The 23,997-nt window shown below is 28.4% G+C and carries 27 protein-coding genes; 22 read left to right on the top strand and 5 right to left on the bottom strand.

Annotated features, from left to right (window positions below; genetic code table 11):
• Nucleotides 1-64: 64 nt before the first annotated feature.
• From pepF to HMPREF9127_RS07195, 3 genes are all read left to right on the top strand, one after another.
• Nucleotides 65-1,813 (top strand): oligoendopeptidase F, encoded by a 1,749-nt coding sequence (pepF, locus tag HMPREF9127_RS07205; protein ID WP_009448903.1) that lies wholly within the window; start codon nucleotides 65-67, stop codon nucleotides 1,811-1,813.
• A 25-nt stretch (nucleotides 1,814-1,838) separates the two neighbouring features.
• Entirely contained in the window at nucleotides 1,839-2,288 is a 450-nt protein-coding gene (locus tag HMPREF9127_RS07200) for a hypothetical protein (protein WP_009448636.1), read from the top strand.
• A gap of 88 nt (nucleotides 2,289-2,376) precedes the next feature.
• Nucleotides 2,377-3,828 carry a TcaA second domain-containing protein gene (locus HMPREF9127_RS07195; protein ID WP_009449044.1) on the top strand — a complete coding sequence of 484 codons (1,452 nt, stop codon included), beginning with the start codon at nucleotides 2,377-2,379 and terminating at the stop codon, nucleotides 3,826-3,828.
• Nucleotides 3,829-3,974: 146 nt separating this feature from the next.
• On the opposite strand, the gene HMPREF9127_RS07190 is transcribed toward HMPREF9127_RS07195, so the two are convergent.
• Entirely contained in the window at nucleotides 3,975-4,334 is a 360-nt protein-coding gene (locus HMPREF9127_RS07190; protein WP_009448484.1) for a hypothetical protein, read from the bottom strand.
• 228 nt (nucleotides 4,335-4,562) lie between these two features.
• Here HMPREF9127_RS07190 and HMPREF9127_RS09625 point away from each other — a divergent pair, with 228 nt between their 5' ends.
• The 10 genes from HMPREF9127_RS09625 (at nucleotide 4,563) to HMPREF9127_RS07145 (ending at nucleotide 12,424) form a co-directional block, all read left to right on the top strand.
• The gene (locus HMPREF9127_RS09625; protein ID WP_009448630.1) at nucleotides 4,563-4,814 is read left to right on the top strand and encodes an MgtC/SapB family protein; all 252 of its coding nucleotides are present in this window, start codon (nucleotides 4,563-4,565) and stop codon (nucleotides 4,812-4,814) included.
• The gene (locus HMPREF9127_RS09620; protein WP_482198272.1) at nucleotides 4,739-5,227 is read left to right on the top strand and encodes an MgtC/SapB family protein; all 489 of its coding nucleotides are present in this window, start codon (nucleotides 4,739-4,741) and stop codon (nucleotides 5,225-5,227) included. Before HMPREF9127_RS09625 ends, HMPREF9127_RS09620 begins: the two co-directional genes overlap by 76 nt.
• 183 nt (nucleotides 5,228-5,410) lie before the next feature.
• Entirely contained in the window at nucleotides 5,411-6,637 is a 1,227-nt protein-coding gene (gene tyrS / locus HMPREF9127_RS07180; protein ID WP_009448746.1) for a tyrosine--tRNA ligase, read from the top strand.
• A gap of 9 nt (nucleotides 6,638-6,646) precedes the next feature.
• Nucleotides 6,647-7,285 carry a uridine kinase gene (gene udk / locus HMPREF9127_RS07175; protein ID WP_009449027.1) on the top strand — a complete coding sequence of 213 codons (639 nt, stop codon included), beginning with the start codon at nucleotides 6,647-6,649 and terminating at the stop codon, nucleotides 7,283-7,285.
• Between the two features lie 33 nt (nucleotides 7,286-7,318).
• Nucleotides 7,319-7,729 carry a YbaK/EbsC family protein gene (locus HMPREF9127_RS07960; protein ID WP_482198271.1) on the top strand — a complete coding sequence of 137 codons (411 nt, stop codon included), beginning with the start codon at nucleotides 7,319-7,321 and terminating at the stop codon, nucleotides 7,727-7,729.
• A complete protein-coding gene (locus HMPREF9127_RS07165) occupies nucleotides 7,729-8,328 on the top strand; it encodes a molybdenum cofactor guanylyltransferase (protein WP_009448784.1) in 600 nt (199 codons plus the stop codon). The genes HMPREF9127_RS07960 and HMPREF9127_RS07165 overlap by 1 nt, the downstream gene beginning before the upstream one ends.
• Nucleotides 8,329-8,515: 187 nt before the next feature.
• Nucleotides 8,516-10,063, top strand: coding sequence for a ribonuclease Y (gene rny, locus HMPREF9127_RS07160; RefSeq protein WP_009448744.1), 1,548 nt, complete (start codon nucleotides 8,516-8,518; stop codon nucleotides 10,061-10,063).
• A 731-nt stretch (nucleotides 10,064-10,794) separates the two neighbouring features.
• The gene (locus HMPREF9127_RS07155) at nucleotides 10,795-11,289 is read left to right on the top strand and encodes a GNAT family N-acetyltransferase (protein WP_009449144.1); all 495 of its coding nucleotides are present in this window, start codon (nucleotides 10,795-10,797) and stop codon (nucleotides 11,287-11,289) included.
• Nucleotides 11,290-11,299: 10 nt separating this feature from the next.
• Nucleotides 11,300-11,788 (top strand): methyltransferase family protein, encoded by a 489-nt coding sequence (locus HMPREF9127_RS07150; protein WP_004831831.1) that lies wholly within the window; start codon nucleotides 11,300-11,302, stop codon nucleotides 11,786-11,788.
• Between the two features lie 30 nt (nucleotides 11,789-11,818).
• Entirely contained in the window at nucleotides 11,819-12,424 is a 606-nt protein-coding gene (locus tag HMPREF9127_RS07145; RefSeq protein WP_009448838.1) for a class I SAM-dependent DNA methyltransferase, read from the top strand.
• 78 nt (nucleotides 12,425-12,502) lie between these two features.
• On the opposite strand, the gene mscL is transcribed toward HMPREF9127_RS07145, so the two are convergent.
• Nucleotides 12,503-12,916, bottom strand: coding sequence for a large-conductance mechanosensitive channel protein MscL (gene mscL / locus HMPREF9127_RS07140; RefSeq protein ID WP_009449054.1), 414 nt, complete (start codon nucleotides 12,914-12,916; stop codon nucleotides 12,503-12,505).
• 116 nt (nucleotides 12,917-13,032) lie between these two features.
• Between mscL and HMPREF9127_RS07135 the strand changes: the two genes are divergently transcribed.
• The 3 genes from HMPREF9127_RS07135 (at nucleotide 13,033) to thrS (ending at nucleotide 17,169) form a co-directional block, all read left to right on the top strand.
• Nucleotides 13,033-13,725: a DUF6873 family GME fold protein gene (locus HMPREF9127_RS07135; protein WP_009448674.1), complete on the top strand. Its 693-nt coding sequence runs from the start codon at nucleotides 13,033-13,035 to the stop codon at nucleotides 13,723-13,725.
• Nucleotides 13,726-13,727: 2 nt separating this feature from the next.
• Nucleotides 13,728-15,029 carry a histidine--tRNA ligase gene (hisS, locus tag HMPREF9127_RS07130; RefSeq protein WP_009448723.1) on the top strand — a complete coding sequence of 434 codons (1,302 nt, stop codon included), beginning with the start codon at nucleotides 13,728-13,730 and terminating at the stop codon, nucleotides 15,027-15,029.
• Nucleotides 15,030-15,222: 193 nt separating this feature from the next.
• A complete protein-coding gene (thrS, locus tag HMPREF9127_RS07125; RefSeq protein WP_009448737.1) occupies nucleotides 15,223-17,169 on the top strand; it encodes a threonine--tRNA ligase in 1,947 nt (648 codons plus the stop codon).
• A gap of 60 nt (nucleotides 17,170-17,229) precedes the next feature.
• On the opposite strand, the gene HMPREF9127_RS09615 is transcribed toward thrS, so the two are convergent.
• The 3 genes from HMPREF9127_RS09615 to HMPREF9127_RS07115 are packed head-to-tail and all read right to left on the bottom strand — an operon-like array spanning nucleotide 17,230 to nucleotide 18,739.
• On the bottom strand, nucleotides 17,230-17,640 hold the full coding sequence (locus HMPREF9127_RS09615; protein WP_009448688.1) for a CPBP family intramembrane glutamic endopeptidase: 411 nt from the start codon (nucleotides 17,638-17,640) through the stop codon (nucleotides 17,230-17,232).
• A 59-nt stretch (nucleotides 17,641-17,699) separates the two neighbouring features.
• The gene (locus HMPREF9127_RS09610) at nucleotides 17,700-18,032 is read right to left on the bottom strand and encodes a hypothetical protein (protein ID WP_009448581.1); all 333 of its coding nucleotides are present in this window, start codon (nucleotides 18,030-18,032) and stop codon (nucleotides 17,700-17,702) included.
• An 11-nt stretch (nucleotides 18,033-18,043) separates the two neighbouring features.
• A complete protein-coding gene (locus tag HMPREF9127_RS07115) occupies nucleotides 18,044-18,739 on the bottom strand; it encodes a Crp/Fnr family transcriptional regulator (protein ID WP_009448759.1) in 696 nt (231 codons plus the stop codon).
• Between the two features lie 435 nt (nucleotides 18,740-19,174).
• Between HMPREF9127_RS07115 and HMPREF9127_RS07110 the strand changes: the two genes are divergently transcribed.
• From HMPREF9127_RS07110 to HMPREF9127_RS07085, 6 genes are all read left to right on the top strand, one after another.
• Nucleotides 19,175-20,452 (top strand): dicarboxylate/amino acid:cation symporter, encoded by a 1,278-nt coding sequence (locus HMPREF9127_RS07110; protein ID WP_009448895.1) that lies wholly within the window; start codon nucleotides 19,175-19,177, stop codon nucleotides 20,450-20,452.
• Nucleotides 20,453-20,993: 541 nt separating this feature from the next.
• Nucleotides 20,994-21,140: a helix-turn-helix domain-containing protein gene (locus HMPREF9127_RS07105; protein WP_009448830.1), complete on the top strand. Its 147-nt coding sequence runs from the start codon at nucleotides 20,994-20,996 to the stop codon at nucleotides 21,138-21,140.
• A gap of 54 nt (nucleotides 21,141-21,194) precedes the next feature.
• Nucleotides 21,195-21,887: a flavodoxin family protein gene (locus HMPREF9127_RS07100; RefSeq protein WP_009448728.1), complete on the top strand. Its 693-nt coding sequence runs from the start codon at nucleotides 21,195-21,197 to the stop codon at nucleotides 21,885-21,887.
• A gap of 628 nt (nucleotides 21,888-22,515) precedes the next feature.
• Nucleotides 22,516-22,920: a YbgA family protein gene (locus HMPREF9127_RS07095; RefSeq protein WP_039849530.1), complete on the top strand. Its 405-nt coding sequence runs from the start codon at nucleotides 22,516-22,518 to the stop codon at nucleotides 22,918-22,920.
• Nucleotides 22,904-23,272, top strand: a complete 369-nt coding sequence (locus HMPREF9127_RS07090; protein ID WP_009449098.1) for a TIGR02328 family protein — start codon at nucleotides 22,904-22,906, stop codon at nucleotides 23,270-23,272. Before HMPREF9127_RS07095 ends, HMPREF9127_RS07090 begins: the two co-directional genes overlap by 17 nt.
• A 344-nt stretch (nucleotides 23,273-23,616) precedes the next feature.
• Nucleotides 23,617-23,856 carry a hypothetical protein gene (locus tag HMPREF9127_RS07085; RefSeq protein ID WP_009448765.1) on the top strand — a complete coding sequence of 80 codons (240 nt, stop codon included), beginning with the start codon at nucleotides 23,617-23,619 and terminating at the stop codon, nucleotides 23,854-23,856.
• Nucleotides 23,857-23,997 lie beyond the last annotated feature (141 nt).

Genomic DNA, 23,997 nt, shown 5'->3' with positions numbered 1-23,997 from the left:
TGATAAAAATTTAAAAAATGGTAAAATTAATTTGTGAAAATTTAGTTTTTATTTGGAGGTTATGATGGAAAAATATAATTGGTCATTAGAAAAAATCTACAAGAATGTAGATGAAGCAAGAGCAGAGATAAAACTTTGTGATGAGTTTGTTGAAAGACTTACAAAGGAAGAAAAATCTGTTAAAAATTTAAAAAATATTATGGAATTATCTGAAAAAGCAAATAGACTTATGGAAAAATTATATACTTATTCATATATGAAAAGAGATGAAGACAGTAGAGTTCCTGAATCTCAAAAATTAGCTTTAGAAGTAAATTCACTAGGTACAAGATTAGGTTCTGCTATGGCATTTTTTGATCCTTTCTTAATGAGTTTATCAGATGAAGAATTGGAAAACTTTTACAAAGAGGGAGATAATGAAAAGTATAGAGTACATTTTGAAAATATTTTAAGATTTAAACCTCATACTTTAAGTGCAGATGAAGAAAAACTTCTTGCAAATTGTAGCGAAATGATGGGAACAGGTCAAAACTCATTCTATATGTTAAGTTTTGCCGATATGGACTATGGAAAAATTGAGAGCAAAGATGGTGAAAAACTAACTCCTGCAAATTACAATGCTTTCCTTTTAGATGAAAATGAAGAAGTAAGAAAAGAAGCATTTGATAAAATGTATGGAACTGTTTCAAATTTCAAGAATACTTATGCTACAACACTATATAGTGCAATTAAAAATTTAACAATACTTGCAAAGGTTAAAAATTATCCTTCAGCCAGATATATGGAATTATTCCAAGATTGTGTACCTGAAACAGTTTATGATTCTTTGATAGAAAGTATTGAAGAATATCTACCTTCTCTTCATAAATATTATGGTTTAAGAAAGAAAGCTTTAAAGAAAGACAAACAATATATGTGGGATGTTTCTGTAAATTTAGAAAAAGAATTTGACCAAAAATATCCTTATGAAAAAGCAAGAGAGTTGATAACTGAAGGTCTTAAGCCATTGGGAGAAGACTATATTGAAGTTTTAAATAGAGGTTTTGATGATCGTTGGGTTGACGTTTATCCAAGAGAAGGAAAAGCTGGTGGAGCATATTCTTGGGGAAGTTATGATACAGATCCATATATCCTAATGAATTATACTGATACATTAGACAGTATGTTTACATTAGCTCATGAATTTGGACATTCAATGCATAGTTATTATTCAAAATCAAATAATGACTATCTATATGCACAATATAAGATTTTCGTTGCAGAAGTTGCATCAACTTTCAATGAATTAACTCTATTAGACTATATGTTGAAAAATGTTAAAGATAAACACGAAAAGATTTATATTTTAAACTATTATATCAATATGTTTATCGGAACAGTATTTAGACAAACAATGTTTGGCGAGTTTGAAAAAAATACTCATCTAGAAGTTGAAGCAGGTAATGCCTTAACTGCTGATGATTTCACAAGAATTATGGGTGAATTAAACGACAAATATTATGGAGAACATGTTGAAAAGAGTGAATTAGCTAATTACTTATGGGCAAGAATTCCTCATTTCTACACTAATTTTTATGTATATAAATATGCAACAAGTTTCTGTGCAGCAAGTTTCTTGTCAAGCAGAGTTGTTAAGGGAGATAAAGAAGCATTAAAGAATTATAGAAACTTCTTAAAGGATGGATGTAGACATCAACCAATAGAACAATTAAGAGCGGCAGGAATTGATATGGAAGATAAAAATTCAATTAATAAGGCTCTAGATGTTTTCAAAGGTTTAGTTGACGAATTAGAAAAAGAATTAGAAGCGTAGGAAAGATTTAAGGAGGGTTTTTTTCGTGTCTAAGAAAAACAAAAAAAAGAATAAAATTGAAAAAAATTCTTCAAATTTTTCAGAGGGAGGATTTGATAAATCTATTTTATCCGACTATTCTCAATGGAGAGAAGATTATTCCGAAAAAGAAATTTCTGAAGAAGTTGTTCTCGAAACGAAGAAAGAAGAGAATGAAATTGATGATTTAGATTTTAAATCAAATCTTATAAATTCAGAAGTGGAAGACCATACATTTTCAACTGATGAAGAAAAACTAAAAGAAGAATCAAAAAATGAAAATGTAAAAAAGAATAAAGAAGAAAATAAAGAAGAAGATGAAATTTTAACAGAAACACAAAGACTTCAGCTTATTTACGGCAATGTTGTTCCCCTACACGAAAGACGTCGTAGGGGGAGCAAAGCCTCTAAAAATAAAAATAAAGAAAAGAATAAAGAAAAAAACAGGAAGTCTTAGAAACTATAAATGTTGAAAAAAAGAAAATATTGATAAGGAAGAAATTGCTCAAAATTCAGGTAAAAATATTGAAATAAAAGATACTGAAGTGCCTAAAGAAACTGTAGAACAAAAGGAAATTAAACCAAAAGAAGCTGAAAAACCTAAAGAAACTGTAAAGTTAAAGGAAGATAAGAACAAAAAAGAAGTAAATAAATATGAAATGCCGAAAATTCCAAAAACTTTAAAAATGCTTTTTTCATTTACCATACTTTTGGCAATTTCAATTGTCGGATTTTTTGGACTTAAGGCATATCATTCTATAGATGTAAAACTTCCGACTATTTTATCAGGTGTGGAATCAAAAAAAATTGGATTTTATACTACGAATATAGTTTTCAATGGAAAAGGAATTGATAAAAATCAAGCAGAATATCTTATTTCAACTTTTGAAGAAGATGAAACTAAATTTAAGACTATTGAAAAATGGCTTAAAGAAGATGCTGAAAATTTGAAAAAGGATTCGAACTATAAGAGTGACAGACCGATTAGACTTCAAAAAAGCGGAAAAATATTAGGACTTTTTGATGATTATAAAATTCATTTAGATCCAATAAAATTGAAAGTTGAAAAGGATGATGAAGTACAAACTACAATTTTATTAAATGGCAAGGAAGAGGCTGTTTCAGATAAAGAATATGAGTTATTTCCTGGAAAATATACAATTTTTTATTATGATAATAATATAAAATTAAAAGAAGATATTACTCTTTTCTATGATGAAAAATCAGATATTAAAACTGTTTCTTATGGAGCGGGAACTGAATACCAAATTGCAAATGAAGTTGAAAAACTTGATACAAATTCAAATGAAAGTTCTTTTAAAATTTTAACAAGAGATGAAAACAGTATCTTGTTTGTAAATGATAAAAATACAGAATTAACTGTAAAAGAATTTAATAAATTATCCGGAACAAATATAAAACAAGGTGATATTTTAAAAGTTGTAACAAAAATGCCTTGGGGATATACAATTTCTGATGGAGTTACTTACCAAGGAGAAAAAAAGATAAATGTTAGTACATCTCTTACTGATAAAAGATTATTGGAAGTTGCTATTGCAAGAACTATAGAATTGTTAAGAGAGGATGTTCAATCAAGAGGAAAAAAAGATGCGAATTTATTGACAACAATGATAGACCCATCTTTAAGAATTGAAGCAAAAAGAGTTGAATCATTAATAAACAACGGCAGAGAATATGTTGGAGGTTATCCTTCAATGGAATTCGACCTTAATTCATTTGAAATAAGAGAATATGGGGATACTTATGAAATGTATATAGGTGGACATTTATTGGTTCAAGAGACAACATATCCTCAAAATAGCAAACCACCACAATTAACATCAATAACACCTGAAGAATTCACGGTTGGATTTCATTTTATCTATGATAAAGAGAAGAAAAATTGGTACAGTAATATTTGGGGTTTTACAACAAGAACAATTACTAGAACTAATATTAGAAGTGTGGATATATCAAAAGATATGATTGCAAGATAAGAAATATATCCTGATTTGACACAAATTCTGAAAGTATACAAAAGCTCATCTAAGTAAATTAGATGAGCTTTGATTTTTTTTCGTATTATTTTCCGTGATTTTTATTTAATTAATTCCAAATTGGATTCTATATCTTTTTTCTTGGATTATTTATATTCAAGATTGTTTTTTGTATCTTTTATTGTTTTGTCATTTATTATCTCTAAATCTATATCCAAATTATCAGCTGTAATAAATTCTTTTCCATCTTTTTTAGATATTTTTACATTTTCATATATCATATAACCTGTAGAACCGGATTTTACTTTTTCATACAAAGTTAAGTAATATTTTTTTGAATCAGAAGTATTTTCAGTATTCTTTTTTTCTTTAATAACAAAAAATTTTTCTTTTGTGATGAAATATTTTTCGTTTAGCTGTTCTATTTTTACTCCTTTTGCTGAGAAAGAACAAAAAATTAAAGTAATTAAAGTGAATATAAAATATCTTTTTAAAAATTTTTTCATATTATTGAATCTCCCAATATTTTTTAGTACTTTTGTACTATGAATTAATTATATCATAAAAAATAGTAAATAAAAGACTAATAATTTTTATGAAAATATGATATAATTATACAATAATAGTATATTTGTTTGATGATAAAAAGAGAATTATTTGACTTTTTTAGTATTACATATAATTAAATTAGTAAAAAAAGATTAGTAATTTTTAAATAGAATTGGGAGTATTATATGGATATATATATGGATTTAATTTTTCAAAATTTTGAATTTTTGATAAAGATGGTTCTTGCAACTGTAATGGGAGCCATAATAGGTTTTGAAAGAAAGAGTAGAAATAAGGAAGCGGGTATCAGAACTCACTCGATAGTTGCACTGGCTTCTGCACTTATGATGATTATTTCTAAATATGGTTTTTTGATATTGATAAGTATGATGCTGCACGTATTGCATCTCAAGTTGTTTCAGGAATCGGTTTTTTAGGCACAGGTCTTATTTTTATAAAAAATAATTCAGTAAACGGTCTTACAACTGCTGCCGGAATTTGGGCTACTGCCGGCATCGGGCTTGCTATGGGAGCGGGACTTTATGCAGTTGCAATTTGCGGGACACTTTTAATTGTAATTGTTCAAATTTTAATGTATAAAGATGCATTTTTAAACAAAGACCATTTGACTATAACATTTGAGGTAAGTTTGGAGGACAGTTTTAATACGATTAGAGAGATTAGAAATTATTTGGAAAGATTTAAACTTGAAGTTCAAAATGTAGAGATTGTAAAGAAGAGCAGATCTGTAATAGTTAGATTTTATACGGTTGTTCCTGTGGATTTTGAAAGAGAACATTTGGAAGATTTAATTTTTGATGATGAAAGAGTAAAAAAGATTGAAATGTAGTTGACTTTTTTTGCTTTTTTATATATAATTATCTCAATATTTAATAGTGAGTGTTGATTGTGCATACAACACAGGAGTTCAAAAGTGATTGTGCTTAAACATTATGAGGCCTATGCGAAGAAAGGTGGTACCACGATAAGTCGTCCTTTCAGAGTTGTAGGTCTTTTTTTATAGGAGGTTTTTATGGAATACAAGAATGTTTTTGAAGAGCTTGTCGATAGAGGATATTTTGAACAAGCTACTTATGAAGATGAATTAAAAGAGTTATTATCCAAGGAAAGAGTAAAATTCTATATCGGTTTTGACGCAACAGCAGATAGTTTGACAATTGGACATTTTATTCAAATTATGGTTATGAAGAGAATGCAAAATTATGGACATATTCCAATTGCACTTCTAGGTGGAGGAACTACAATGATTGGAGATCCTTCAGGAAGAAGTGATATGAGAATGGTAATGACTGAAGAACAAATTAATCACAATGCTCAAAGATTTTTTGAACAACTTTCAAGATTTATTGATTTTTCAGACGGAAATGCAATTATAGAAAATAATAAAGATTGGCTTTTAGACTTAAATTTTATAAAATTTATGAAAGAAGTAGGAGTGCATTTTAGTGTAAATAAGATGCTTACTTGTGATGCATACAAAAACAGAATGGAAAAAGGTCTTACATTCTTTGAATTTTCATATATGTTAATGCAAAGTTATGATTTCTTATACCTATATAGAAAACATGGTTGTAAATTGCAATTAGGCGGTTCTGACCAATGGAGCAATATCCTTGGAGGATATGATTTAGTTAGAAAACTCGAACAAGATAAAGTTTATGCTATGACTTTTAAACTTTTGACAACTGCTGACGGTGTTAAAATGGGTAAATCCCAAAAAGGTGCTGTTTGGTTGGATGAAGAAAAAACTTCACCTTATGACCTTTTCCAATATATGAGAAATGTTGATGATAGGGATGTTGAAAAATTCTTACTAATGCTTACTTTCTTGCCAACTGAAAAATGTAGAGAATTAGGAAAATATAAAGATGAAAGAATAAATGAAGCTAAAGAAATTTTAGCTTTTGAAGTAACTAAGATTATTCACGGAGAAGAAAAAGCTCAAAAAGCATTGGAAACTGCCAGAGCATTATTTAGTGGAGAACTTTTAGATGAAAATATGCCTTCAACTGAAATTAAAAAATCAGATTTTGAAAATGAAGAAATAGGAATTTTGGATTTAATTAGAACTTGTGGACTTTCAAAGTCTAATGGAGAAGCCAGAAGACTTATAGAACAAGGCGGAATTTCTTTAAATGGAGAAAAAATTACCGATACAAATTTAAAAGTTTCTTTAAATTTAGAAGAAATTGTTATAAAAAAAGGTAAAAAAATCTACCACAGAGTAATTGCTTTATAGGAGTTTTTGATGAAAAAAGAAGATATTTATGTTGTAGGGATTGCCGGAGGCTCTGCTTCCGGAAAGACCACTATTGTTGAAAAATTAAAAGAACAATTTAAAGACGAAATAGTTATGATTAGTCATGATTTTTATTATTGGTCAAATGATGACAAGACTTTAGAAGAAAGGGCAAAGTTAAACTATGACCATCCAAAGTCTTTTGAAACTTCTAAACTTATTGAGGATATAAAGATTTTAAAATCAGGTAAAGCGGTAGATTTACCGATTTATGATTATACATTGCATACTAGAAGCAAAGAAACTATGAGAGTTTATCCAAAACCTGTAATAATAATTGAAGGGATTTTAATTTTGGAAGACCCAAAACTTAGAGAGCTTATGGATTTAAAGGTTTATGTAGATGCAGATGCAGATGAAAGACTTATAAGAAGAATTTTAAGAGATACAAAAAAGAGAGGAAGAAGTCTTGAAAGTGTTTTAACTCAATATCAAACTACAGTTAAACCAATGCATGAGGAATTTATTGAGCCAAGTAAAAAACACGCGGATATAATAATTCCTCGAGGAGGAGAAAATGCTCCTGCGATAAAGATGCTAGTTCAACATTTAAAGACTTTTTTGGATAAAGATGAAAAAGATAAGTAAGACAAATGTATGTAGAATTTTAGATAGTAAAAAATAAAATATGAATTTGTAGTTAGAGAAGAAGACAAAGAATTTGAAGAGATTGGAATAGACAGAAATATTTGTTTTAAAACACTTGTACTAGAAGGAAGTGATAAAAATCATTATATCTGTGTTATTCCTATAGATTCTCATTTGGACTTAAAAAAAGCTAGTAAACATTTTAAATTAAAAAGTATTAGAATGATTTTACAAAAAGACTTAGAACCTTTAACAGGTTATGTTCATGGTGGTTGCAGTCCTGTTGGAATGAAGACAAAATTTAAAACGGTTTTTGATGAGACTGCAAAAAATATGGATAAATTTCTTGTAAGTGCCGGTAAGGTTAGAAATTCAATCATAGTAAATCCTATTGAATTTGCAGACTTTTGCGATGCAGATTTTGCTGATTTGGTGGTAGAATAATGATAAATTGTATTATACTTGCAGGTGGAAATTCCAGAAGAATGACTTTTCCGAAAGAATATATAGAGCTTGAAGAAAAGTATTTAGTACACAATTCAATAGAAGTTTTAAAAAATATCTTTGAGGATATAGTTGTCGTTTCAAATAATAAGGAGCATTACAAGGATTTAAAAGTTAGAGTTGTAAGGGATATCTTTTACAAAAAAGGACCTATGGCAGGACTTCATAGTGGGCTTTGCTATTCTAATAGTTATTTTTCTTTTCTGACTGCATGTGATATGCCGAATATGGATGAAAAATTTATTAGATTTTTGATTTCAAAACTTGATGTAAATTTTGACGGCATTGTTTGTCTTTCTGAAGATGGAAAAATTTTACCTATGAATGCAATTTATAAAAATTCTTTGAAAGAAGATTTAAGAAAAGAGTTAATCAAAGATAATCGAAAATTTGTTAGATTTATTGAAGATAACAATTTTAAATTTTTGGAATATAAAGATTGGAAATTTTTTGACGAAAGAAATATGTTTGAAAACCTAAATACTATAAAGGAATTGGAAGAATTTAGAACAAAATTATTAAATAAAAAGAAAGATTAATGGCGGATTATACCGCCATTTTTTGATAGGTATATTATTGTTTTATATATAATTATTACATTTTTTATATAATTTTTTAAATTGACAAAACACTAAAAAAGTTGTAAAATAGTAGATGTGAGAAGTCACATTTAATTTTAAGGAATAATGATTTGATAATTGTAACTTGAAAATTTAATACAAGGAGGTGTGTAAGACTAATGCCAAGGGAATTTATATTATTTCCTGTTTTTTAATTGTTGGAACTATTATTGGTTATGCTTTTAGAAGATTTTCTTCAGAAAAACTAATAAATGGCGCCGAAAACCACGCTAAAAAAATTGTTGAAGATGCTATTAAAGAAGCTGAAACTAAGAAAAAAGAAAAATTAGTTGAAGCTAAAGAAGAAGCACATAGAATTAAACAAGAAAGCGATAAGGAAAACAGAGAGAGAAGAAACGAAATTCAAAAATTGGAACGTCGTTTAATTACTAAAGAAGAAAATTTAGACAAGAAAAACGAAAATTTAGATAAGAAAAATGAACGTCTAAATAAAGAATTAAAGGCTTTAGAAGTTAAAGAATCTGAAATTGAAAAATTAGTTGAAAAACAAAAAGAAGAACTTGAAAGAGTTGCCAATATATCATCTGAAGAAGCTAAAGAAATTATACTTGAAGAAGTTAGACAAGAAAGTATAAAAGATGCTGCAAATATCATTAGAGAAATTGAACAAAATGCTAGAGATAATGCAGAAAAAAATGCTAGATATATTATTGGAACGGCTATTCAAAGATATGCGGCAGATCATGTTGCAGAATCTACAGTTAGTGTTGTAACTTTACCTAATGATGAAATGAAGGGTAGAATTATAGGTAGGGAAGGAAGAAATATTAGAACATTTGAAAGTTTAACAGGAGTAGATTTAATTATAGACGATACTCCGGAAGCAGTTGTTTTATCTTCTTTTGATCCGGTTAGAAGAGAGATAGCAAGACTTGCTCTTGAAAAATTGATTAATGATGGAAGAATCCACCCTACAAGAATTGAAGAAATGATTGAAAAATCAAGACAGGAAGTTGAAAACAGTATTAGAATTGCAGGAGAAGATGCCTGTGATCAAACTAATATTCATGGATTACATCCTGAACTTGTAAAACTTTTAGGAAGACTAAAGTACAGAACTTCTTATGGACAAAATGTTTTGAAACATTCTATAGAAGTTGCACATATGGCAGGAATGTTAGCTGCTGATATTGGAGCTGATGTTAAAATTGCCAAAAGAGGTGGTCTATTACACGATATAGGCAAGGCTATAGATCACGAAATGGAAGGAAATCACGTTGAATTAGGTGTTCAAATGGCTAAAAAATATAAAGAAAAACGTGAAGTTATCCATTGTATTGAAGCACATCATAATGATGTTGAACCTTCAACTGTTGAAGCACTTTTGGTGCAAGCAGGAGATGCTATTTCAGCCGCAAAACCCGGCGCAAGACGTGAGTCTGTTGAAAATTATATTAAGCGTTTGGAAAATCTTGAAGCAATTGCAAATTCATTTGACGGAATTGAAAAATCTTTTGCAATTCAAGCAGGACGTGAAATAAGAGTATTGGTTAAACCGGAAGTTATTGACGAAGATAAAATGTTATTAACTTCAAAAGAAATTATTAAGAAAATACAAGAAGAACTTGAGTATCCCGGAACAATTAAGGTTAATTTAATTAGGGAAACAAGAGTTGTTGACTACGCTAAATAGTTTTTAAATTTGAAAACAAGAATGTTTATAGAAATATGGACATTCTTTTTTTATGCAAAATTGAAAGTTGTTAAAAATATGTATCTACGATACATTCACTTTTGTTTTCAACAGAAGTGTGAGATCTCCACAGTCGATTGTATCCAAATCAAAGATTTGGACAATCTTTGCGTCAGACCTACTATTGCTTATTTATAACTAAATAAGCAAAGTTAGGGCTAGATTCACTACATTTCACTCATTCCGGTCGAGATGACGTATAAGGGAGTGTACTCATTTTAGAGCTAGACGTGAATGGTAAATAAACTTCAAAAAATATTTAAAAATTATTTAAAATAAAATATTTAACGTCATAGTACTTTGCAAAGAAACTATGCCGACACGTCATTTCGACCGAAACGAAGCAAAGCTGAGTGAAGTGAATCTAGCCCTAACTTTTGTTGTTTATTCTTAAACAACAAAAAGTAGGTCTGACGGTAGCGATTATATCGCAAGATATAAACGCCATGGAAATCTCATAACTTTATTTGCTTGTAAACAAAAGTAGGTCTGACGGGAACAATTGTATCTTCTGATGCAATTGTCCTGGAAATCTCATATATTTGCTTGTTTGCAAGCAAATATAAAATGTATCTATGATACATTTAGTTATAAAATTATTGATATTGTTTTGCAATTGTGATATATTTATAGTGATTAATAATTTTGTTAGCAAATAACCGGAGTAAATTATGATAAAAGAAAATATAAATATTGAGTATGTAAGTGAAAAAAATTCACGGTTTTTAAAAAATATTTTAAGAGATGATATTAGTGAAGATTTTGTAGATTCGTTGGATGTAGTTCTGGAAATAACAAATTATGGAATAGAACATAATTGTAAAGGACATACTTATGCAATTAAATATGATGAAAAACACATAGGCTTTATACTGTTATGGGAAGCTATTGAATGGAGTACAGACCCTGAAATAATGAAAAAAGAGCCTTTTTATAGGCTTATGGCATTTATTATTGATAAAAGATATAGAGGTTGTGGGATAGGATCTTATGTTTTAGAAAAAGTTATCTTACAATGTTATGAAGAATATGGAATAAGACCTATTGCATTAGGTGTTCATAAATATAATTACAGAGCTGAAAAGTTTTATGTTAATAGAGGTTTTGTAAAAACTGATTTTATGGAGGGAAATGATTACTATTTTTTTAGATTTCCTAAATTTTAAGGAGTAAATTATGAAAAGAGAAAAATTATCAGTTTTAGGAATTGGACCAATATATGTGGGTATTATATTAGTCATAACAGCGATATTAATATTTTTACAAAACAAGGGTTATTTTAAAAATGGAGAAATACCTTTTTTAAAAATTCCTTTTATGATTATAGGTATAATATGTATATTTATAGGTATTGGACTGTGGATTTCTGCAGTTGTTAATTCAAGAATTTCTAAGAATATAAAGGAACTAAAATTGGTAACTACGGGAGTTTTTTCAATTGTAAGAAATCCGATTTATTCAGCTTTTATGTTTCTTTGTTGGGGAATTTGTTTTATTTTTAATAATTTATATTTTTTAGTTACAATTCCAATTTATTGGATTCTTTTGACTATTTTAGTGAAAAGTACGGAAGAAATATGGCTTAAAGATATTTTTGGAGAGGAATATCTGGAATATTGTAAGAGGACAAATAGATGTATCCCATGGTTTTCTAGGAAATCTTGATTAACTTATTATTTAAATTTAGGGGGTAGTATGAATAATTATTTTGATGAAGTTGCTAAAGTTTGGAACACAGAGGAGAGAAAAAATAGAACTTTTACCATATACGAAAAAATGTTTAAGTATTTAGGAGAAGGTTTGAAAGAGAAAAAGGCTCTTGAAATCGGATCGGGAGATGGACTTCTTGCAACTTTATTATCTAAAGATTTAAAACATATTGATTGTATGGATACTTCTTTAAAGATGAGAGATGAGTCTTTAAAGAGAATAAATGAAATGAAAATAGAAAATATCAGTATAAATGATGAAAATTTTTTGGATAATTCGAATGAAAAATACGATGTAATTTACAGTTTAACTGCTTTTCATCATATTGTAGATGTAGATGCGGAGCTTAAGTTGTTAAGAGAACATATAAAAGAAAATGGGAAAATAATTATAATGGATTTGGATACAGTTTCTCCGGACTTCCATAAGGATTTTCCAAATTTTGACGGGCATGATGGATTTTCAAGAGAAGAAATGGAAAATTACTTTAAAAGAGCATCATTTATTCCGAAAAACTATGAGATTTTATGGAATGGAAGAAGCAAGGAAATTGATTTTAGAATTTTCTTAATGGAAGGAATTTGCAAATAATAAAATTAGCATTATAAAAGCCGAGTTGAATTTCCAACTCGGCTTTTGGATTTAAAAACATAAAATCCTATTTTTGTATTAATGTTTTTCTTTAATATCATTTAAGATATTCTTAATATCAGTTAAAATTTCTTCTTGAGTTGGAGCTGTAGGAGTTTCTTCAACTACTTCTTCTTTCTTTCTTGTTAGCTTATTCATAGCTTTTACCATCATAAAGATACAAAATGCTATAATTAGAAAATCAATTACATTTTGAATAAATGCACCATATTTAAAAGCAACTTCTGCAATTTCTTTAGACTTGTCTCCCGCTTTTAATACAATTTTTAGGTCTGAAAAATTAATTCCACCTGTTAAAATTGAAAGTAAAGGCATTAGAACATCATTTACTAAAGATGTAACGATTTTTCCAAATGCTCCACCTATAATTACCCCAACTGCCAAGTCCATTACATTACCTTTTAAGGCAAATTCTTTAAATTCTTTTAACATAAACTTCCTCCTGTAAATAAAATATGATAAAATATATTATATTTAAATAATTACATTGTAATCATTCAGTCAGTTATTACCCAAATATAGAGATTTTAACCATTTAGGAGATTAATATGTTACAAAAAATTATAGTAAGCAACTGTGCAACATCGATGTTTTTTGAACTTTTAGAAAAAGAAAATTTTGATTATATAAAAAGTTTGAATAATGAAAAATTTAATATAAATTATAATGACCATATTGATTTGAGTGTCCTAAAAATTGATGACGATATTTACATAGAGTCTTCTGTTTTTGACTATTATAGTAAGTATTTGAGTGAATTTAATTTAAAAAAGGTGGATGTTTCTAATTTTAAAAATGGAGAGATGGTTTTAAATATTGCAAAAAATAAGAAATATTTTTTTCATAATGAAAAATTTACCACAAAAGAAATTTTTGAAAAACTTAAACTAAATAGAGAATATTTAAAGATAAATCAGGGATATGCAAATTGTAGTATGATTTGTTTTGAAAATCATATAATAACAAGTGATGAGGGAGTATATAAAACATTAAAAGCTGAGAATATCGATGTGGAACTTGTTACAAATGAAGGAATTATTTTAAATGGATATAAAAATGGCTTTATCGGGGGAACCTGCGGTTTTGTTTCTGATGATATTTTATTATTTTATGGTGATGTGACAAAATATCGAGATTATGATATAATTAAACGCGTAGCTGATGAAGAAAATGTGAAAATACTCTATCCAAAAGGCGAAGCATTTGTCGATTTGGGTGGAATTGTTTCGCTGTGGAGGTAATTATGGGATTTATTAAACCGAGCAATGTTGTTGGTACTATGGAACTTTTACCAAATGAACAAATTTTGTTCGACAATGTTAAAAATATAATTGAAGATACTTTTAAAAAACGTGGATTTTTACCGATAGATACACCTGTTTTTGAAAAAAATGAAATTCTTTTAGCTAAAGGTGGCGGAGAAACTACAAAACAAATTTTTAAAATTGATTCTGAAAGCAAGGATATTTCTTTAAGATTTGACCTTACTGTACCTTTGGCAAGATATGTTGCTCAATATTTTAGCGAGTTGAATTTTCCTTTTAGAAGATATCATATAGGTAAAGTTTATCGTGGCGAAAGAAATCAAAAGGGGAGATATAAGGAATTTTATCAATGTGATATTGATGTTATCGGTAATGGAAAACTTGATATTAAAAATGATGCAGAGCTTCCTTATATAATCTATGAAATTTTTTCAAAAATTATTAATGAAAAATTTGCGATTAATTTTAGCAATTTAAAAATTATTAATGGACTTTTTGAAAATTTGGGTATAGAAAATAAGACTGATATGCTTCGAATTATCGATAAGATTGAAAAAATTGGTTTTGATAAAGTTGTTGAGGAACTTAAAAATATAGGTCTTAATGATAATAATTTAGAAAAAATTATAGAATTTATAAAAATTTCAGGAAGTAACGAAGAGATTATTGAAAAACTAAATTCATTAGGAATTGAGAATGAACTTTTTGAAAAAGGTGTTGAAGAACTTAAAGAAGTTTATAATTGTATGAAACTTTTTGGAATTCCAGAGGATTGTATAAAGATTAATCTTACAATTACAAGAGGTCTTGATTACTATACCGGAACTGTTTATGAAACATTTTTAGAAAATTATAGACAACTTGGAAGTGTTTGTTCAGGTGGAAGATATGATAACTTGGCAAGTAATTATACAAGTCAGATTTTACCGGGTGTTGGAATTTCTATCGGGCTTACAAGATTGTTCTATCAATTGCTTGATAAAAACTTATTTAAAGAAATAAAAACTAACAGTGTTGATGCTTTAATTATTCCAATGGAAAATTGTTATGATTATGCTATAAAACTATTGAATTTATTTGAAAATAGTGGTAAAATAATACAAATATACTTTGAAGACGCAAAGATGAAGAAAAAAATATCTTATGCGGACAAATTAAATATTCCTTATATAATCATAGTAGGAGAAGATGAAAAAGCAAATAATACTTATACTGTCAAAGATTTAAAGACAGGGGAGCAATCGACTGTTGATTTTGAAGGATTGATAAAGTTAATATAGACGTTGAAGTAACGAGTAGGATTTAAGCGCTTTAAGAGAGAATGAAACGTGGCTGGAATTTCATTTAAGAATGCTATTTACCGAAAACTATTACTGAGTCTTTTATCTAATTAAGAAGTAATTAGGGTGGAACCACGAGTCATCGTCCCTACAGTTTTGTAGGAATGGGGCTCTTTTTTTATAGGAGGATAATATGGAAATGATTAAAGTTACATTCCCTGACGGGTCTGTTCATAAATTTGAAAAAGGTGTAAAGATTTTAGATGTGGCAATCAGTATTTCAGAGGGTTTTGCAAGAAATGTTTTAGGAGCTGTTGTTAATGATGATGTCATAAAAGGTTTAAGTGAAACTTTAAAAGAAGATTGTGCTGTTAAATTCGTAAAGTTTGAAGACAAAGAAGGAAAAGAAATTTTCTGGCATACATCAAGCCATGTAATGGCTCTTGCTATTCAAAGACTATTTCCGGATACAAAATTTGGAATAGGTCCTGCAATAGATAACGGATTTTACTATGACTTGGATTCAGAACATAAATTCACACCGGAAGATTTAGAAAAAATCGAAGCGGAAATGAAAAAAATTGTTAAGGAAGGATATTCTGTTGATAGAAAAGAAGTTGATAGGGACTTTGCTTTAAAATATTTTGCAGAAAAAGGTCAAGATTATAAAATAGACTTAATTGAGGGCTTTGACAAAGATGCAGAACTTTCTTTCTATGAATTAGGAGAATTTACTGACCTTTGTAGAGGACCACATCTTATTGATGTTAAAAAAATAAAAGCAGTTAAACTTCTAAGTATTGCAGGTGCTTATTGGAGAGGTAGCGAAAAAAATAAAATGCTACAAAGAATTTATGGCATAAGTTTTGAAAAGAAAAAAGATTTGGACGAATATTTAGAATATTTGGAAGATTGTAAACAAAGAGATCACAGAAAAATTGGTAAAGAGTTGGGAATCTTTATGATTAGCCAAAATGTTGGAACAGGTCTTCCTTTCTGGCTACCTAAAGGTGCAACAATTAGACGTGTAGTTGAAAGATATATAGTTGATAAAGAAATTGAATGTGGATATGAACATGTTTACACTCCAATTCTTGCAAATGTTGACCTTTATAAAACTTCAGGGCACTGGGATCACTATCAAGACAGTATGTTCCCACCAATGGACTTAGGAAATGGAGAATTATTAGTTTTAAGACCTATGAACTGTCCACATCATATGGAAATTTATAATAATGATGTTCATAGTTATAAGGAATTCCCTATAAGAATTGCTGAACTTGGAATGATGCACCGTTATGAAATGAGTGGCACACTTTCAGGATTACAAAGAGTTAGGGAAATGACTTTAAATGATGCTCATATCTTTGTTCGTCCTGATCAAATAAAAGAAGAATTTACAAGAGTTGTAAATTTAATGAAATCAGTTTATGAAGATTTTGACATAAAGAATTTCAGATTCAGATTAAGTTACAGAGATCCTGAAAATAAAGAAAAATACTTTGATGATGATGAAATGTGGAACAATGCTGAAGCAATGCTTAAGAGTGCAATGGATGACTTAGGATATGAATACTTTGAAGCAAAGGGGGAAGCGGCTTTCTATGGTCCTAAACTTGATGTTCAAGTTAAGACTGCAATAGGTTTAGAAGAAACTCTTTCTACAATTCAACTTGACTTCTTATTACCACAAAGATTTGACTTAACTTATGTTGGAGAAGATGGAAAGAATACTCACAGACCTGTTGTAATTCATAGAGGAATTGTTTCTACAATGGAAAGATTTGTAGCTTACCTGATTGAAGAATATAAAGGAGCATTCCCAACTTGGTTAGCACCTGAACAAGTTAAGATTTTACCAATTTCTGATAAATTTAATGACTATGCTTTTGAATTGCAAAAAGAATTTGCTAAAAAAGATATAAGAGTAGCAGTTGATGATAGAGCAGAAAAAATTGGTTTAAAAATCAGAGAAGCACAACTTGCAAAAATTCCATATAGCTTAATCGTAGGTGAAAATGAAGTAAATGAAAGAACTGTTTCCGTTAGAAAACGTGTAGATGGAGATAAGGGTTCAATGAAATCTGAAGACTTCCTTGAAATGATTTTAGAAGAAGTTAATTCAAAAGTTGTAAAATAATAAAAATATATATTTTAATATTAGACAAAAAAGCTATTGAAGTAAAACTTCAATAGCTTTTTAACTATATAACATCATCATTAATGCAATGAAATTATTTAGAAAATGACCTAATATACAAGGTAATAAAGATTTTGTCTTTTCATATATTAAACATCCAATGAAACTTGGAAATATGTATAGAGGAACTAAATACAATCCATCGTGAATTACTGCAAATACAAATGCAGAAATAAATGCCGGTATAAATATTTTTAAGAGTTTTCCTCTATTTTGAAAAATTTCATGTAAAAATGTAAATATACCATACTTAAAAACAATCTCTTCTCCAATTGGAGCAGAAATTAACATATTTACTATTAATATCTTATTGAACTTTAAAGATTCAAAAATATGCTCAGTGTTTTCGCTTTTAAAATTTAGTCCAAATAGTGGATATACATACGAAATTACGATATTCCATAAAATCATAATTATACCAATTCCTACTCCAATTAGAATTAATTTTTTAATAGAAAATTCAGATTTTTTTATTGATATACTGTCATCTCTTTTTTACTTAAGAAAACAGTAATTATAAAAGTAATAAGTGTCGCAATAGAACTAATTACACTTGTTAGAAAGTCATTAAACATATCTTCACTTTCTATTAAATGTTTATTATTCTGAAAGAAATTATAGACAATAGGTAAATTCATAACAGTTTCAACAAATTTCATATTTTCTAATAAAAGAAAAAATATCACCATAATTAAAATCGGAGTTATAAAATAATTTATAACTAAAATTAATGATTTTAAGTTAAATCTTTTCGTTTTAATTTCCGGATTTGATACATTTGTATTTTCTATAGATTCATTCATTGTGGCACCTATTATTCGTTATCTACACCTTTTTCCTTAGAGTATTCAACTAAATTATCATAATTTTCTTTTGAAATTATAATTTTACCGGTTTTTCTGGAAATACAATTTCTGTCAATTAATTCATTCAAATATCTGTACATTGTTCTTTCGTTAATTCCCAAATAGTCTGAAATAACTTTTTTAGTTAAAGAAATTTTAACAGGGAATTCAGCATCAACACATTTTGATAAAAAGAATTCAATTAAGTTTTTCTTTCTTCCATAGTTTTTAGTTAAATCAAATGTGGCGATTGAATGTTTTGCAAAATCTAATAAAAATTGGTTGTAAATTTTTAAAAGTTCAATACTTTCAGGTTCTTTTTCAAATCTTTCTACAGGTATTCTTATAAGTCTTGTATCTTTGAAGAATGCAACACTCTTATAGAAATCATGTTTGTTATCCATAAACTCAAACAATCCTAAAATTGAAGTATTAGTTATATGATTAAATACTATTAGTTCCCCAACCGGTGTAAAATGAACAACATTTGCACTTCCCCGCACTAATAAATATAAATAATCCAATTTATCATTTTCTTTGATTATTACAGTTTTCTTCTTTACTTTAAGTACAGTGAATTCTGAATATAATCTTTTATCTAATTTTAAATCAAAAGTTTTATCAATTAAAACTTTTCTTAATAAAGTAACCAATTTACTTTCCATCAATGTCCCTCCTTAATATCCTAATACAACAATATTATAATACAAATAGAAGAAAAAATAAATAGAGAATAACAAAGATTTAAAAAAATTTTTTAATTTATAATATTTTCTTTTCAAAGGAATTTAAAATAATAAAACAATAGAAATAATTGATAATATATTATTGTTATAATAGAAATTGATAAGAAACGGACATACAATAAAAAATATTAGTAAAAAATATATTTATATAATATTTATTAAATTCTTTTATGAAAACATATTCAAACAGGTTGACAAATATATAAAATATATGCTATCATTGTCTCATAGAGAATTAGTTCAAAATATAATTATTTTTTATTGACGATTCTCAAGAAAAATTTTATTATTTAATAACTTTGTTTTTCTGTAAATATAGAGAAACAAGGTTAAAATTCTTATAAGGAGGCTATTATGAGTAAAAAAAATCTTGTACTTCAAGTGTTCATTGCTTTTATTGCGGGTTTGGTACTTGGAGTAGTATTATGGTTGGCGAAAGTTGATATCTCCGGCTATGTAAAAATCGTTTCCCCATTCGGTCAAGTTTTGGTTGCAATGTTAAAAATGATTGTAATTCCGGTAATCTTCTTGTCTTTAATTGATGGGGCTGCTTCAGTTCCTACAAAGGAATTTGGAAAAATCGGGGTAAAGGTAATAGTTTGGTATTTCTTAACTTCACTTTTTGCTGCGGTTTTAGGTTCTGTACTTGCAGTAGGATTTAATCCTGGATCAGGAGAAGCACAACAAGCTGCTTGGAAAACTCTTATAAATCCACAAAACACTTCTGAAATTGCTAGTAAAGCAAATAGTTCATTAACAGATGTATTTATAAGTATGTTCCAAAATCCATTCCAAGCTTTAGCACAAGGTAATTTCCTAGCTATTATTGTATTTTCTATAGGTTTTGGTCTTGCACTTAAGATGATTTCCGAAAGAGCTGAATATTCAGGAAAAGTTAAGGCTTTACTTGATATAATTGATGTTGCAAAAGAAGCTATCTTTAAAATTGTAGATTGGATTTTAGCATATTCTCCAATTGGGGTATTTGCTCTTACTTCAGTAAACTTTGCAAGTTATGGTTCTTCATTATTTGGACCTTATATCAAACTTACAATAGGAGTTGTACTTGGAATTTTTGCTATGGTATTGATTGTTTATCCTTTAATGATGGCTCTTACATTAAGAGTAAATCCTTTTAAAGTATTGATGAAAATAAAAGAACCTATGCTTACTGCATTTGTAACAAGAAGTTCTGCTGCAGCACTTCCTGTATCTCTTAGAGTTGCAAAAGAAGATTTAAAAATAAGTGAAAATATTTCTTCATTCGCATTACCTTTAGGTTCTACAATCAACATGGACGGAGTTTGTATCCACTTACCAATGTTTGCAATTTTAGCTGCAAATATGTTTGGTGTTAAAGTTACATTTGTTTCACTTTCAGTTCTAGTTTTAACAACTGTTCTTGCATCAGTAGGAGCAGGTGGAGTTCCGGGCGGAAGTTTAATGTTACTATTTATAATCTTACAAAATATGAAACTTTCTCCAGAACAAATAGCTGTTATAGTTGGTCTTGCATTAGGAATTAACCCAATACTTGATATGTTCGAAACTATGAACAATGTAACAGGTGATATGGTTTGTACTTACAGTGTTGCAAAACTTTCAGGCTTAGTTGATGAGGAAAATGAATAAAATAAAAACACTTAAATAAAATAAAAAATGCTACAAAATGTGGCAAACAAATAGATGAAAAAGGTCAATGATAAAAACATTGAAAATTAAATAAATTATTCAAAGGAATGTAATCTATAATCAATAGGAGACATTCCTTTTAAATTCTCCTTAATACATAATCTCGACTAAAACGAAGCGAAGCTGAGTGGAGCGAATCTAGCCCTAACTTTGCTTGTTTATAAGCAATAGTAGATTTGATAAATAAAAATGAAAAAATAAAATAATTCACGTCATAGCACCTTGTAAAGAAAATATCCCAACACGTCATTTCGACCGTAGTGGAGAAATCTCATCAAGTTCCTTTCATAATGGTATTTCAGTACTATTAAAAAAGCAAAAAGTATATCTGACGGGAGCAATTGTATCTTCTGGTAGAATTGTTCTAGAAATCTCACAGACAATTCAACTTCCTTAAATGTAAACAAACCATTCTTTTAATTAGTTATTTATGTTATAATAATGCTATATTAATGACATATAAAATAGGAGATGAAATATTATGACTTATTCAGAAGAAATAAAGAAAATTCGTCAGAAGTGCTTTTTATCACAAGAAGCATTTGGACGGGAAATTGGTGTCTCATTTTCATCCGTCAACCGTTGGGAAGGTGGAAAGAGCAAACCAAATATGTCAGCTATGAAATAAATTAAAGAGTTTTGTCTTAAACATAATATTGATTATATAGTGTTGAGGTGAGAAATGAAAATTACAATAATTCATGGTCAGAGCCATAAGGGTTCGACATTCCATATAGCTCACTTGCTTGCTGAAAAACTGGATGGTGAATTAACAGAGATTTTCCTTCCGAAAGATTTCGATGAATTTTGTTGTGGATGTACAAATTGCTTTATAAATGGAGAGGATAAATGCCCCCATTTTAAAAAGCTTTCCCCTATAACAGAGGCAATTGACAATGCCGATGTGATAATACTTGCAAGTCCAGTTTATGTTTTCCATACAACAGGTGCCATGAAGAGCTTATTAGATCATTACGGTTACCGCTGGATGTCTCATAGACCAAAGGACTCAATGTTTAGAAAGCAGGGAGTCTGTATTTCTACAGCTGCCGGTGCAGGAGTTAAGTCAACTAACAAGGATATGGCGGACAGTCTCCTCTTCTGGGGAGTTGGAAAGATATATCGTTTTGGAACAGGTGTTGCAGCTACAAGTTGGGAACAGGTAAGCGATAAGAAACGGAGACACATTGAAAAGAATGTTTCATCAATAGCAAAGAAAATACTAATCAGACGAAACAAGGTTCGCCCCGGAATAAAGGTAAGAGTACTATTCTCTGTGATGAGACTCTTCCAGAAAAAGGGACTTAATCCAATCGATACTAAGTACTGGAAAGAACAGGGATGGCTGGATGGAAAGAAACCATGGAAAAACTGAATTCATTAAACAAATCCCAGTTTGTCGAGCTAAATAAAACTGAATATTGAAGATACAAGGCGATTAAGAAATAGAAAATCTTAGTCGCTTTTTCTTGTGAAAAAAATTAAAAATATGAGATTTCTCCATTTCGCTATGCTACAGTCGAAATGACGTAAAAGGTAGAAAACTTCGTTTAATAGCTTGACGTTATCAGTAGATAAACTTTAAAATTTTAAAATTTTAAAAATGTATAAAAATAAAATAATTTGCGTCATAGTACCTTACAAAGAAAATCTCCCTACACGTCATCTCGACCGAAACGAAGCGAAGCTGAGTGAAGTGGAGAGATCTCATACTTTTGTTTATTTGTAAACAAAAGTAGAGTGGTTAGGAAAAATTCTATTCTTTAAATCAATGGTAATGGGAATCTCATAAATCTACTTTCTTAATTATATTCTATCATTATTTAATATAAATATATAAAGATAAAAAGTATAGTTTTATACAAATACTATTATTAAAAAATTAATTAGTTTATTTGTGGTATAATAAAAACATATAATTTTAAATCTTTTTTTGAATTAGTATAAGAAGTGATTATATTAAATATATGAATAACTTGAGTATTTTGAAAGATGGTGCTAATATGAGTAACAAAAATATAAAAAAAGAATGTGAAGAACTATGGGCAAAAAATAAATATTACGTATTAAGCAAATCGCATAAAATATATTTAGAGATTAGAGAGTATCTGAAGGAAAAAGAAGTAGATATTTTAATTCTAAATGAAAAAATACAAAAAGCGAGAGATGTAAAAGAGAATAAAAAAGATTTCACGAACGCTATTCTTCATGTATGGGGATATTTCAAAAAGCAATCAAGTGAAATTGAAAAACAAGAATTATTTAATATATTAGAAGAATATATGAAAGGGAAAAATAATCAGGAAGATGTAATTGAATATATCAATTATTTACTAAAGAAATATCCTAATAAATATTTACAAGAATCAACTTTATTAATAGGAGAACAATATGAAACTTTGGCATGAAAAAATTATCCCCTTATTACCTAGAAATCAGCTTCTTGGTCAACATAGAGAATGTTGTGCACTTAGAGGTAATGGATGGGGAAAAAAACACAAAACTGTAGATTATGTATTTTTATATTCTCCGTATTACTTGTTTGTTTATCACTCATTAGTTATGGATGAAATGGAAAAAAGAGGATATAATATTTCTTTAGAATGGAAAGATAAGAATTATAGAGGAAAGAAAGCAGAAAGTTATAATAATCTTGAAGAAAAAATTACAGATACCCCAATTTACAAAGAGCATAATAATGAATACTTGATTGAATGTATAGAAAATTTAAGAGAAAAAGGGATAAAATTAAAACTATAAAAAACAAAAAAATTCATGTCATAGCAACTTAAAGAAAAACCACAAACACGTCATTTTGACTAAATCGAAGCTGAGTGAAGTGAATCTCCTAACTTTGATTGTTTACAAACAATAGTAGATCTGACGAGAGCAATTGTACCTTCTGACGCTATTGCGCTGGAGATTTCATAGATAATTTAACTTCTTTAAAAGTAAATAAATCATTATCTTAAACAATTATTTATGTTATAATTAATATGTATATTGCTAATACTTTTACAATATTATTCAATAATTGTAATTAGTATAATTTAAGAATAATAAAAAATTAAAAATAATTTAACATTTAGAAAGGAAATTGTTGTATGTATGAAATAATCATTTCTGTTGTAACATCTTTAGTTTCAGGATTTATTTTTTGGCTGATTTTCACAAAGATACCAGAAATTATTAGATATAGAAAAGTAAGGCCTGTAGTTGAATATGATGTAAATGTAATTTCCGTGTATATTTTATTTTATCTACAAATGGCGTTTGACAATCGTGGCATGAGGCCTTCAGTATCTCAAAACAAAATAAAAGCAAATATTTTTAGTGAGGAATAGTATGATTTGATGTTACAAAATAAATGTTTAAATGAATCATATTTATATGATGAGAACAAAGATTATTTGATACCTATAGGGAATGAACTAGATAGACTGTCAAAAAAATTGTTGAAGAGGTAGAAAGCTTAAGTTTTTATC

This window comes from Parvimonas sp. oral taxon 393 str. F0440 (genome assembly GCA_000223315.2).
In the GTDB taxonomy this organism is placed as follows: Bacteria; Bacillota; Clostridia; order Tissierellales; family Peptoniphilaceae; genus Parvimonas.
The sequence above is the reverse complement of the archived record's forward strand: the minus strand, read 5'-3'. Positions and strand labels throughout refer to the sequence as shown.